We start from the raw sequence: 12,498 nt of genomic DNA on the forward strand, positions 1-12,498 counted from the left end.
GAAACTGTGGTGCGCAACAGCCTCTTCCTCAAGGTCTACCTCACGCTGCTGGCCAGTTTGGCCGTAGTCGCATTCACGAGTGCGTTCTTTGTCCGGCTGGGGCAGGACGAGCTGGACCGGGGATGGGGCGGCCGGCGTGACAAATTCATCGCCACAATGTTACCAGTGACCGACGATCCGGCTATGCTCAAGATCACGCTTGACCGGCTTGCGGACGCCTTCGCAGCCGACTTGGCGCTATACAACCCGCATGAACAATTGATTGCCAGTGCTGGAGAACCGTTCAAATTCGATGCGCCCGGCTCGCGTCAGTCGCACGATGGCAAACGGCCGTTTGCAATTCGACTGGCGGATGGACGGGTCATACAGGCCCGCATGCCCCTGGGGCCGGGTGGACGAAATCCCCTTGGCTATCTGGCAGTCATCGCCGGTGTCATCGGCCTTGCAGCCTATCCTGTGGTTCGTCATCTGACGCGGCGGTTGGAGCGTCTGCGCCGCGGCGTGGAAATTTGGGGGGCAGGCGAGCTTGGAACCCGGGTTGCGGCGAGTGGCAGCGATGAAGTCGCAGCAGTCGCGCGGAGTTTCAACATTGCGGCCGATCGCATCGAACGTCTGGTCGACGCGCACCGATCCCTGCTCGCCAATGCCAGCCATGAACTGCGTTCGCCGTTGGCAAGGCTTCGCATGGCCATAGATCTCTACGAGCGTTCGGCCGATCAGGCAACGAAGCGAGAGATCGTGCAAAGCCTCTCGGAACTCGACAGCCTGGTCGAGGAAATCCTGTTGGCCAGCCGGCTCGACCATGTCCAAAAACTGGACCATGTGGAAGCCGTCGACATGCTTGCACTTGCAGCCGAAGAAGGTGCGCGCAACGACGTTGCGGTCACCGGCTCGACCGCCATGATCTCGGGCGATGTGCGGTTGTTGAGACGCCTGGTTCGAAATTTGATGCAGAATGCGTTGTGCCATGGGGCTCCGCCGGTGATCGCCGAGGTCGAGACCGATGGGGCAATCGTGCGCCTGTGCGTCAAAGACCATGGCGAGGGCATTGCAGACGGCGAGGGCACACGGGTCTTCGAACCGTTCTACCGTCCGACGGGACGAAGCGAGAGCAAGGGCGGCTGGGGGCTTGGACTATCCTTGGTCCGCCAGATCGCTACTCACCACCGAGGGTCCGTACGCTATGAAAGGGTGCCGGAGGGTGGGGCGTGTTTCATCGTGGAATTCCCGGCGTCGAGCGTGGCGCAGCCAATCGCAAGACCAGCGCCGACGAGCGGTTGATCCGTCCTGTCAGCCCCGATCTTCCAGTGCTCAGCCCATCAACCGGGATGTCTTTGCTGTGTGCGTCGAAATAGCTGCGGCCCCGTGTCCGTAAGACACGCTCACTCATTGCGTTTCCCAGGATGCGTCGACTGGCAAGACGGCGTTCACTGCTGGCAGGGGCACTTGTGGCGGTATCAGTCGGTCGCTTGACAAAGATCAAGGCCGAACTGGTGAGGAGGCCGTATATCACAAGCGTTCGGCGGCGCTGAAACAACGGTTTGTAGCGTGCGCGAGGGCATCACAGCGGGAGGAAGGCATGGCGCATGTTGTCGTTCTCGGTGCCGGGCTTGGCGGCACGATCATGGCCTATGAGCTTCGCAAAGGTCTTGGGAAAGAACACAAGGTTTCGGTTGTTTCCAATGGAGACCGCTATTCGTTCGTGCCTTCCAACCCTTGGGTTGCGGTCGGTTGGCGCGATAGGGAATCGATCGAAGTCGACCTTGCGCCGGTGTTTGCACGCTACGACATCGCGCTGCATCCACAAGGCGCCAAGCGGCTGAAACCGGCAGAGCGTAGCATCGAACTCAACGACGGATCTTCTGTTGCCTACGACTATCTGGTGATTGCTACGGGTCCCGAACTGGCTTTCGATGAGATCGACGGGCTCGGACCTGACCACAACTCGCAGTCCATCTGTCACATCGACCATGCCCTCAAGACAAAGAAGGCGTTCGATGCGTTGGTCGACAATCCAGGCCCAGTGGTCATCGGCGCTGTGCAGGGCGCTTCGTGCTTCGGTCCTGCCTACGAATTTGCATTCATCCTCGAAAAGGCGCTGCGCAAGGCCAAGGTTCGCGATCGGGTGCCGATGACTTTCGTCACCTCGGAGCCGTATATTGGTCACCTTGGCCTGGACGGTGTCGGCGACACCAAGGGACTTCTCGAAAGCGAGTTGCGTCAGCATCACATCAAGTGGATCTGCAATGCCAAGGTTGACCGCGTCGAGCCGGGTAAGATGTTCGTCTCGGAAATCGCCGACGACGGGTCCTTGAAGAAGGCGCACGAACTTCCGCAAGTCTTTTCAATGATGCTTCCGGCGTTTCGCGGTGTTGCGGCCGTATTTGGCATCGAAGGCCTAACCAATGCTCGCGGCTTCATTGTCGTCGACGAACATCAGCGCAGCACCTCCTACCCGGATATTTTCGCAATCGGCGTGTGCGTCGCCATCGCGCCTCTCGGAAAGACGCCGGTCCCGACCGGCGTTCCAAAAACGGGCTTCATGATCGAATCCATGGTGACTGCTGCAGCCCGGAACATTGGCCGCTTGGTTACGGGCGCCGAGCCGGATGCTCAAGCAACATGGAACGCGGTTTGCTTGGCCGACCTGGGCGATTCCGGCGTTGCTTTCGTCGCCCAGCCGCAAATCCCGCCGCGCAATGTCAATTGGTCGTCCTCCGGCAAATGGGTTCACACAGCGAAGGTCGGCTTCGAGAGGTATTTCCTGCACAAGGTCCGGACAGGCAAGGCCGAGCCGTTTTACGAGCGTCTCGCCTTGCAGATGATGGGCGTCGACAAGCTGAAGGAAATCAAGATCGATGACGGCGCGGCTACGCCGCATGTCTAAGTGCTCGATGCTTTGCCGAGCAGGACATGCGGCGGCACGTTCCGGCTCCGTATCCAAGAGTTATGCAGGCCTTTTCCAGACAGATGGAGGTTACCAATGACGCTTGACCGTTCCGTTCTCGCATTTGCCGGCATCATGGTGCTGCTTTCGGTGGTGCTGACGATTTGGGTTTCGCCCTTGTTCGTTTGGCTCACGGTCTTTGTTGGCCTGAATCTGGTGCAATCCGCGTTCACTGGATTCTGCCCGGCAGCGGCCGTCTTCAAGATGCTCGGCGTCAAGCCGGGCCGCGCCTTTTAAGGTTTGCCGAAATGCGATCCTTGCCTCTGTTCGCCGGGCTGCTCGCGTGTGGCCCGGCATTGGCTGGAACCGTGACGCTCGCTCCCACCCCGGTGATCGAGTGGAAGGCGGTCTATGGCCGGGTCGAGGCACGCGACACGATTCCTGCGCGTGCCCGCATTGGTGGGGTAATCGTCGAGCTCAATGTGAGCGAGGGCGATAATATCAAGGCCGGGCAGAAGATCGCTACCGTTCGCGATGACAAGATCGCTTTTCAGATCGCCGCGATCGACGCGCAAATTCGCGCGCTTGAGGCGCAACTTGTCACGGCAAGATCCGAGTTTGCCCGCGGCCAGACCCTGGTCGAAAGGGGCGTGATGACCGCGCAGCGTCTCGACCAGCTTCGGACCGATGCGGATGTTACACAAAACCAACTGGCTGCGAGCGAGGCGCAACGATCGGTCATCGTTCAGCAAGGCGCTGAGGGAGAAGTATTCGCGCCCGGCGCTGGCCGCGTGCTCACCGTGCCGGTGACGCGGGGCGCCGTCATCATGGCCGGCGAAGTGGTGGCCACGATAGGCGGTGGCGGCGTTTTCCTGCGCCTGGCGATGCCTGAACGCCATGCTCCGCTGCTGAAAGAGGGGGCCTCGATCCGTATTAATGCGAACGGCGCGGACTCGACCGGCCGTCTCGCAAAAATTTACCCGCAGATCGAGAATGGCCGCGTTCTCGCCGACGTCGAGGTCGAAAAGCTGGAAACGGCTTTTATCGGCGCCCGTGTGCTCGTCGAGGTTCCGGTTGGCGAGCGCTCAGCGCTGCTCGTACCGGTCGCATCCGTTGAAGCCCGGTCGGGCATCGATTTTGTCCGTGTGATGGTTGGTGGCGTCGAGATTGATCGGGCGCTTGTGCTGGGCGAGCGGATCGCACGTTCTGACGGGGACTATGTCGAGGTCCTGACTGGACTCGCCGTCGGCGATGTCGTGGTCACGCCATGAAGCTCCCGATGAGTTTTGGTATTGCGGGGGGCTTGACGCGAGCTTTCATCGCCTCGCCACTGACGCCGCTGTTCCTGGTCGCTGCCTTCGCGTTCGGACTCGTCGCTCTGTTGACATTGCCACGTGAGGAAGAGCCGCAGATTTCGGTTCCGATGGTTGATATCCTTGTTCGCGCTGACGGCCTGAAGGCCGATGATGCCGTCAAGCTGGTCACCGAACCGTTGGAAATGATCGTCAAAGGAATAGATGGCGTGGAGCACGTCTATTCGCAAACTGGCGACGATCAAGTGATGGTAACCGCACGCTTCATCGTCGGAACTTCATCCGACGCCGCGGTGTTGCGTGTCCATGACAAGGTCCGCGCGAACTTGGACCGCATCCCGTTCGGCGTCCCCGAACCGCGCATCGTCGGCCGCGGCATTGACGATGTTGCGATCGTCACGCTGACGCTTTCGCCCAACCCAAATATGGCCGATCGCATAACGGCGAATGATTTGACGCGCATCGCACGCGAATTGCGCACCGAGATTGCTAAGATCGACGATGTCGGCCTGACTTATCTCGTCGGCGAAACGGCAGAGATCATACGGGTGGCGCCGCGTCCCGAAAAGCTCGCTCTCTACGGCGTCACGCTGCAGCAGCTTGCCGCGAAGGTTTCCGGAGCCAACAAGGCTTTTCCTGCTGGCGGGGCCAGGGACAATGGTGAGCAGATCGCCGTCATTGCGGGCGAGACGCTGAGTTCACCAAACCAGATCGGCAATCTGTTGGTGACGACGCGTGATAACCGTCCAGTCTATGTCCGTGACGTGGCCGACGTTGCCTTCGCAACCGACACGGGGGAAATTCTGGTATCGACGGTCCTACGATCGAAAAATGGAGTTTCGCGCGTTCCTTCGGTCACGTTGGCCATTGCCAAACGTGCGGGTTCGAATGCGGTGACAGTTGCGGAATCGATCCTGCACCGGGTCGAAATGCTCAAAGGAAGTCTCATTTCGGGCGAGGTGTCGGTCGAAGTCACACGCAATTATGGCGAGACCGCCAACGAAAAGGCGAACGAGCTGCTTTATCATCTCGGGCTCGCCACGGTCTCGATCATCCTTCTTGTCTGGCTGGCCATCGGGTGGCGTGAAGCCGTAGTCGTCGCTGTCGTTATTCCCGTAACGATCCTGCTTACCCTCTTCGCTTCGTGGTGGATGGGCTATACGCTCAACCGCATATCGCTTTTTGCCCTCATCTTCTCGATCGGCATTCTCGTCGACGACGCAATCGTCGTCATCGAAAACATCGCGCGCCACTGGGGCATGGGCGACGGCCGCGAACGCAAGGATGCTGCAATTGAGGCGGTTGCGGAGGTCGGCAATCCGACCATCGTTGCGACACTTACCGTCGTCGCTGCGCTTCTGCCGATGCTTTTCGTGTCGGGGATGATGGGACCCTATATGAGCCCGATTCCTGCAAATGCGTCGGCAGCGATGATCTTTTCGTTCTTCGTCGCTGTCACGGTAACACCTTGGTTGATGCTCAGGATCGCCGGTAGGGCAACCCCGATCAGTCACCACCAGGGGCATGGCGGGCTGCTCGGCCGCACCTATGCCGCCGTGGCGCGTCCGATCCTGTCGTCGAAAATCGCAAGCTGGTCGTTTCTGCTTGCAGTCGGCATTCTTACCCTCGGTTCCCTTGCGTTGTTCTACACCAGGGATGTGACCGTCAAGCTGCTTCCCTTCGACAATAAGTCAGAGCTATCGGTCACGATCGACCTGCCCGAGGGCTCCTCCGTCGAAGCAACCGACGGGGTTGCGCAGGAGGTCGCGCGCATAGTTCTGGCTCTGGAGGAGGTGATGTCGGTCCAGACGCATGCCGGGGCTGCGGCACCATTCAATTTCAACGGCCTGGTGCGCCATTCCTTCTATCGGACGGAGCCGCAACAGGGCGATGTCGCCATAAACCTTCTGCCCAAAGCGGAGCGCATCCGCTCCAGCCATCAGATCGCGCTCGAGATTCGAGAGCGCATCAAGGCCGTGTCCATGCCGTCGGGCACCAGCCTAAAGGTCGTCGAACCGCCGCCTGGGCCACCCGTCATGGCAACGCTTCTGGCAGAAGTCTACGGACCCGATGGCGAGACCCGGCGAAAAGTCGCGGAGAAGGTCGAGATGGCCTTTCGGTCGGTTCCATTCATCGTCGACATCGACAATTCCTATGGGCAGCCCGCGCGTCGCCTGCGTATGCGGATTTCAACCGACGACGCAGAGTTCTTCCATGTCGAAGAGAGCGACGTCTTCGACACGATCGCGATCCTCAACGGCGGCACGACGGTCGGCTATTCCCATCGCGGAGGCGGCCGGCAACCAATTCCCATCCGCGTAGAGCGGCCGAAGGGCGATAGGGTTGTCGACGAGCAGTTCTTGGCGACGCCCCTTCCAGCCAACGTACTGCCGGGCGATCGCGGCGTTGTCGAACTCGGCGACGTTGTGCGGGTTGCCGAAGAACGTGCGTCGTTTCCGGTATTCAGGCACAATGGCCGCGCTGCCGAAATGGTAACGGCTGAACTCGCTGGAACTTTCGAAGCCCCCCTTTACGGCATGCTTGCGGTGCGGGACGCCATCGATGTGCAGGACTGGACGGGGCTTCCGAAGCCCGTCATCTCGCTGCATGGCCAACCGCAGGATGAGGGTTCCTCGACGCTCCTTTGGGATGGCGAATGGGAGGTTACCTGGGTGACCTTCCGCGACATGGGCGCAGCATTTGTGGTCGCGCTGCTTGCCATATACATTCTGGTCGTTGCGCAGTTCGGCTCCTTCAAGCTGCCGCTTGTGATCCTGACACCGATACCGCTGACCTTCATCGGCATACTGGGTGGCCATTGGCTGCTTTCCGCGCCGTTCTCGGCGCCCTCTATGATCGGGTTCATCGCGCTCGCCGGCATCATCGTGCGTAACTCAATCTTGCTTGTCGATTTTATCCGTCATGCCAACACCGGCGAACTGCCTCTGACCGAGATACTGATTGAAGCTGGTTCAATTCGTTTCAAACCGATCCTACTCACCGCGCTCGCAGCCATGATTGGCGCGGCGGTAATTCTGTCGGATCCGATCTTCCAAGGGCTCGCCATCTCTCTGCTGTTCGGTCTTGCTTCGTCGACATTGCTCACGGTGCTCGTCATCCCGGCGATCTACAGGGTGCTGAGGACGTAGATGAGAAATGAACAAATGACCCTGGCAAGTCCCGCTGAAAGAACTCCAACAGACATGCAAGGTCGGGGAGGGTAATGCGCATCCGCTCGAACAAGATACCGGGCCGCCTGGCAAATCTGATCCTGCTGGCTGCGTTCGTCACCGCACTTGTTGCCAGTGGGTTCTTCGCGATTCGCCTGACCGTCCATGCGGTCTATTGGTCATCGCACCGCGACGAGCCGATCGAACCATGGATGACAGTGGGCTATGTGGCCCACTCCTACAATCTGGAGCCGAAAGCGCTGTTCAGTGCGCTTGATCTTCCGACAGGTGTTTCGGACAGGCGGACCCTTGGCGACATAGCATCGGCCAAGGGCGTTTCGTTTGAGGCGCTCAAATCCACCATCGAAGCGAGCATAAGCAGGAGCCGGCAGCAATCGAACGGCGGTCTGTCCGATAGAATGAGCGGCAGCTAGGCCCATGGGCGATGCGGCGATGGCTTTTCTCGCGGACTATGGTGCCTTTGCGTTGTTCGCCATCCTTGCTCTCGGTAGCCTCGGCGTACCGCTTCCTTCGTCGCTCGCCCTGCTCGTGGCCGGTTCGCTGGTGGCGCGCGACCAGTTGGATTTGGTCTCCATCTTCGCGTGGGGGATTGCCGGCGCTGTGTTGGGTGATCAGGTGGGCTACCTGATTGGCCGCCTGGGAAGCGAGGGGCTGGCCGAAAGGCTAGCCGAGAGGCTGCACATGGCCGACACTCTTAGCCATGCGCGGACAGCAACTGTCCGATGGGGTGCAATCAGTGTCTTCCTTACCAGGTGGCTGCTTAGCCCGCTCGGTCCGGGAGTCAACATTGTTGCCGGTATGATGGCCTATCCTTGGTCACGCTTTACCGTCTGGGGTGTCTTCGGCGAAGCTGTCTGGGTGTTCCAGTATGTTGGGTTGGGAATACTTTTCAGTCGCAGCATTCTGGCTGTTGCCGACATCCTCGGCGATTTGGCGTGGTTCCTTGTGTTTGCCGTAGTTGCCGGTTTGCTTGGCCTGAAGATTCTATATGAAAGGCGGATTGGCTCGGCTTCGTTGTAGTCGCATTAGGCTCTTGGCGAGGTTATCCTCGCCGGCCGGAGCCTGTCGGATTACCGGTGGCCCCCAACGGTCTGCTGTCATTCGTCGGTTGCGCCGAGCCCTGACAACCGAACGATCGTGAGGCATCGAGCGAGACGGTCTGGAACGCTCGGCTGCGGGACTAGTTGGTTGGTCGAACTGACAGCCAAATCTTGGGCAGATGCTCCGGCCTGGCCATCGCAAGTCCGAGGGCCAGCGCCTCTTGCAGGTCAGTTGTGTATTTCGCGCTTCCTTCGAAGCCACCGAAATAATTGACCCGGATGACGCCGCCTCGCTTGCTGATTGCTACGCCCACCGCACGCAGGCGTTCCTGAACTTCGCGATACTTCATTGGCTGTCCCCGCCCGAATGTCCCGGAGCCGCAGCAGCGGTTCGCTTCAATCCTAGAAACGCATCAACGGCAACGCTTTGACTTGGGTCAACAGGGTGGGAAGCCAAATGATCTGCAGGGTTGCGCGGGGCACCGACCTTTCAGGACTGAAACTTGGACATCTGTCTGGCAATGGACAGTTCCTCGTTCGTGGCAATCACACGAACCTCCACCTTGCTGTCGGGATGGCTGATCACGTCGCCGTCGCGCGATGGATCGAGTTTGACCCCCAACCACTGGAGTCGCCGGCAAATCGCCGGCCGTATTTCTGTTGCGTGTTCGCCGACCCCTCCAGTGAAAACCAGAAGCTCGATGCCTTCGATCGAACTGGCAAGAGCCGCAATGGCCCGTGAAATGCTGAACACGAACAAGTCGATGGCCTCGGTCGCCCGTGGATCGCTGCTGGAAAGCAGGGCGCGCATGTCGCCCGATATGCCCGACACGCCGAGTAGGCCCGATCGACGATACAGCAGGTCCTCGACCTCGGTGACCCCCAGCCCTTGCGCTTTTTGCAGATAGAGCAGGATGCCGGGATCAATCGAACCACAGCGTGTGGCCATCATCACCCCATCCAGTGCGGTGAAACCCATGGTCGTGTCCTGGCTCTTCCCGTCGACCATGGCGCAAAGACTGCAGCCGCTGCCCAGATGGGCAACAATAGTCCTCTGCTGCAAAAGCCGAGGTGAGATCTCGCCCAGATGGTGGGAAACATATTCATAGGACAAGCCGTGAAAGCCGTAGCGACGCACGCCATCGCTTTCTAACTGACGGGGAAGCGCATATCGGCTGGCGGGCGGCCGCATCGAGGAATGAAAAGCCGTGTCGAAACAGCCAATCTGCACGAGGCCCGGCTGTAGCTCAGCCAACGCCCTGACGGGCGCGAGGCTCGCGGGCTGGTGCAACGGGGCGATGGGGGTGAGTTCGTCAAGTGCGGCGATAACGTCCGTCGACAGGCGAGTTGGTGTCACAAAGCGGCTTCCGCCATGAACTATGCGGTGGCCGACCAGCTCCAGCGGCCGGCCGTCCAAGAACGGCTGGAGAAACTCGATAAGTCCCTCCAGCAACAACACCGTTGATCTCGCGGCAACAGGTCGGCCGTCGGCGAGAATTTGGCCCGACGAGTGCTTTGCCGAAAAACGGGGAGATCCGCCAAGGCCATCGAACACGCCGCGTAACAACTGCTCCGGGCCAGCAGGCGACTGCGTGAACAGCCCGAATTTCAAGCTGGAAGATCCTGCGTTCAGCGCCAGAAGAGCCATGTGGTTCTTCCTTTCTCAGCCCCGCCATGACCAGTTGCGCACCTCGGGCATGTCTTCTCCATGATCTCGGACGTAATGCCAGTGTTGTGAGAGACAGTTCTCGAAATAGGCCCGCGCTTCTGCAGCCTTGGGCCCAAGGTTGCGGACGCGGTCGATAGCTTCGATGGCGAGATGATAGCGGTCCATCTTGTTGAGCACGGTCATGTCGAAAGGCGTAGTGGTGGTACCTTCTTCTTGGAAGCCGCGAACGTGGATGTTCTCGTGGTTGTTGCGGCGATAGGTCAACCGATGGATCAGATAAGGGTAGCCGTGATAGGCGAAGACGACCGGTCGGTCCGCAGTGAACAATGCGTCAAAAGCTGCATCTGTGAGGCCGTGGGGATGCTGGCTAGCCGACTGCAACGTCATGAGATCCACGACGTTGACGACACGAATCTTCAGGTCTGGCAGGGCTTCCCGCAGCAGGCCCACCGCGGCAAGTGTCTCTAGCGTGGGTACATCGCCGGCGCAGGCCATCACAACATCGGGGCCGCTGTCGTCTTCGGAGCCGGCCCAATGCCAGATGCCTGCTCCAGCTTGGCAGTGGGCGATCGCGTCGGCCATGTTCAGCCATTGTTGCTGGGGCTGCTTTCCAGCCACGATCACATTGATCCGGTTAAAAGTGCGCAGGCAATGGTCAGTTGCCCAAAGCAGGGTGTTGGCATCGGGAGGCAAATAGATGCGGACTATGTCCGCCTTCTTGTTGGCCACGAGGTCGACGAAGCCCGGATCCTGATGGCTGAAGCCGTTGTGATCCTGCCGCCAGACGTGCGAGGTCAGAAGATAGTTGAGCGAAGCGATCGGTTGCCGCCAAGGCAATTCTCGTGAAACTTTTAGCCATTTGGCATGCTGGTTGAACATCGAGTCAACAATGTGAATGAAGGCTTCGTAGCAAGAGAAGAGCCCATGCCGCCCTGTCAGTAGATAGCCTTCCAGCCAGCCCTGGCAGAGATTCTCGCTCAAAACCTCCACGACACGCCCATCGCGGGCAAGGTGCTCGTCATAAGGCTCGATGTCGGCCATCCACACCCGGTCGGTGGATGCGAACACTGGATCAAGCCGATTGGAAGCAGTCTCGTCGGGCCCCATGATGCGGAAGTTCCGAGCCTCGGCGTTCAGCTCGACGATTTCCTTGAGCATCCGTCCCATTGTCCGCGTCGCCTCCCCGTTGACTGAACCGGGTGATGGCACATCGATCGCAAACGACCTGAAGTCGGGCATGACAAGGTCGCGCTTGAGGCCACCGCCGTTGGCGTGAGGGTTGGCTCCCATCCTTCTGATCCCCTTAGGAGCCAATGCCGCCAGCTCCGCGCGCAGCCTTCCCTGATCGTCGAACAGATTGTCGGGGTCATAGCTCCGCATCCATTGTTCCAGGATGTGAAGATGCTCCTCGTTTTGGCGTGGATCAGTGATCGGGACCTGATGAGACCGCCAGAACCCTTCGGTCTTCTTGCCGTCTATCTCTTTGGGACCAGTCCAGCCCTTGGGACTGCGCAATACGATCATCGGCCAGCGGGGGCGTTCGGCGCGACCCTCCCGCCTTGCTGCCGTCTGGATCGCCTCGATGCGATCACATGCAGTGTCGAGCGCCATGGCCATCTTGCCATGCATTTCGACAGGGTCCTCACCCTCGACGAAGATGGGTTCGTGCCCGTAACCTGTCAGAAGGTCATGCAGTTCGGACTTGTCGATGCGGGCAAGCACCGTCGGATTGGCGATCTTGTAGCCATTGAGGTGCAGGATCGGCAGGACGGCGCCGTCATGGACAGGGCTCAAGAACTTGTTCGAGTGCCATGAGGCTGCAAGCGTGCCAGTCTCAGCTTCGCCGTCGCCTATCACGCAGGCTACGACTAGATCGGGATTGTCGAAGGCGGCCCCATACGCATGAACCAGTGCATAGCCCAGCTCTCCGCCTTCGTGGATGGAGCCGGGGGTTTCAGGCGCGGCGTGGCTGGGGATGCCGCCGGGGAAGGAAAACTGCCGGAAGAGCGCGCGCATGCCGTCGGTGTCGCGGCCGATCTCGGGGTAGATCTCAGAATAGCTGCCCTCGAGATATGTATTGGCCACCATTCCCGGTCCGCCATGGCCTGGCCCGCAGACATAGATCATGTCGAGGTCGCGGTTCCTGATGAGGCGGTTCAGATGTGCGTAGATGAAGTTGAGTCCGGGTGTGGTGCCCCAGTGGCCAAGCAGGCGTGGCTTGATGTGCTCGGGCTTCAGCGGTTCCCGCAGCAGAGGGTTGTCCAGCAGATAAATCTGCCCAACCGACAGGTAGTTCGCCGCCTGCCAATACCGATGGAGCAGATGGAGTTCTTCGGAATCGACGAATGCGTCGTCGATTTCGGCGAGTGACTTCTTGGCGCTCTGCATTCCGCGTTCC

The 12,498-nt window shown here is 59.8% G+C and carries 10 protein-coding genes; 7 read left to right on the forward strand and 3 right to left on the reverse strand.

The annotated features are described in order from the left end of the window. Positions 1-9: 9 nt before the first annotated feature. The 7 genes from N7E70_RS15360 (at position 10) to N7E70_RS15390 (ending at position 8,411) form a co-directional block, all read left to right on the forward strand. The gene (locus N7E70_RS15360) at positions 10-1,281 is read left to right on the forward strand and encodes a sensor histidine kinase (RefSeq protein ID WP_263006850.1); all 1,272 of its coding nucleotides are present in this window, start codon (positions 10-12) and stop codon (positions 1,279-1,281) included. Between the two features lie 298 nt (positions 1,282-1,579). Then, positions 1,580-2,887, forward strand: a complete 1,308-nt coding sequence (locus N7E70_RS15365) for an NAD(P)/FAD-dependent oxidoreductase (RefSeq protein ID WP_263006851.1) — start codon at positions 1,580-1,582, stop codon at positions 2,885-2,887. A gap of 96 nt (positions 2,888-2,983) precedes the next feature. Continuing rightward, positions 2,984-3,184, forward strand: coding sequence for a YgaP family membrane protein (locus N7E70_RS15370; protein WP_067961455.1), 201 nt, complete (start codon positions 2,984-2,986; stop codon positions 3,182-3,184). Positions 3,185-3,195: 11 nt separating this feature from the next. Next, the gene (locus tag N7E70_RS15375) at positions 3,196-4,158 is read left to right on the forward strand and encodes an efflux RND transporter periplasmic adaptor subunit (RefSeq protein WP_263006852.1); all 963 of its coding nucleotides are present in this window, start codon (positions 3,196-3,198) and stop codon (positions 4,156-4,158) included. 8 nt (positions 4,159-4,166) lie between these two features. Beyond that, positions 4,167-7,349: an efflux RND transporter permease subunit gene (locus N7E70_RS15380; RefSeq protein WP_263006853.1), complete on the forward strand. Its 3,183-nt coding sequence runs from the start codon at positions 4,167-4,169 to the stop codon at positions 7,347-7,349. 74 nt (positions 7,350-7,423) lie between these two features. After that, entirely contained in the window at positions 7,424-7,804 is a 381-nt protein-coding gene (locus N7E70_RS15385) for a hypothetical protein (RefSeq protein ID WP_263006854.1), read from the forward strand. A 4-nt stretch (positions 7,805-7,808) separates the two neighbouring features. Continuing rightward, complete coding sequence (locus N7E70_RS15390; RefSeq protein ID WP_263006855.1) at positions 7,809-8,411, forward strand: DedA family protein; 603 nt, start codon at positions 7,809-7,811, stop codon at positions 8,409-8,411. Between the two features lie 160 nt (positions 8,412-8,571). Here the strand turns inward: N7E70_RS15390 and N7E70_RS15395 are convergent, their stop codons facing one another. From N7E70_RS15395 to N7E70_RS15405, 3 genes are all read right to left on the reverse strand, one after another. After that, the gene (locus N7E70_RS15395; RefSeq protein WP_154384018.1) at positions 8,572-8,781 is read right to left on the reverse strand and encodes a hypothetical protein; all 210 of its coding nucleotides are present in this window, start codon (positions 8,779-8,781) and stop codon (positions 8,572-8,574) included. Between the two features lie 140 nt (positions 8,782-8,921). After that, a complete protein-coding gene (locus N7E70_RS15400) occupies positions 8,922-10,079 on the reverse strand; it encodes an acetate/propionate family kinase (protein ID WP_263006856.1) in 1,158 nt (385 codons plus the stop codon). Between the two features lie 15 nt (positions 10,080-10,094). Beyond that, positions 10,095-12,488, reverse strand: a complete 2,394-nt coding sequence (locus N7E70_RS15405) for a phosphoketolase family protein (protein ID WP_263006857.1) — start codon at positions 12,486-12,488, stop codon at positions 10,095-10,097. Between the last annotated feature and the right edge of the window lie 10 nt (positions 12,489-12,498).

This window comes from Aminobacter sp. NyZ550 (assembly GCF_025628925.2).
In the GTDB taxonomy this organism is placed as follows: Bacteria; Pseudomonadota; Alphaproteobacteria; order Rhizobiales; family Rhizobiaceae; genus Aminobacter; species Aminobacter ciceronei.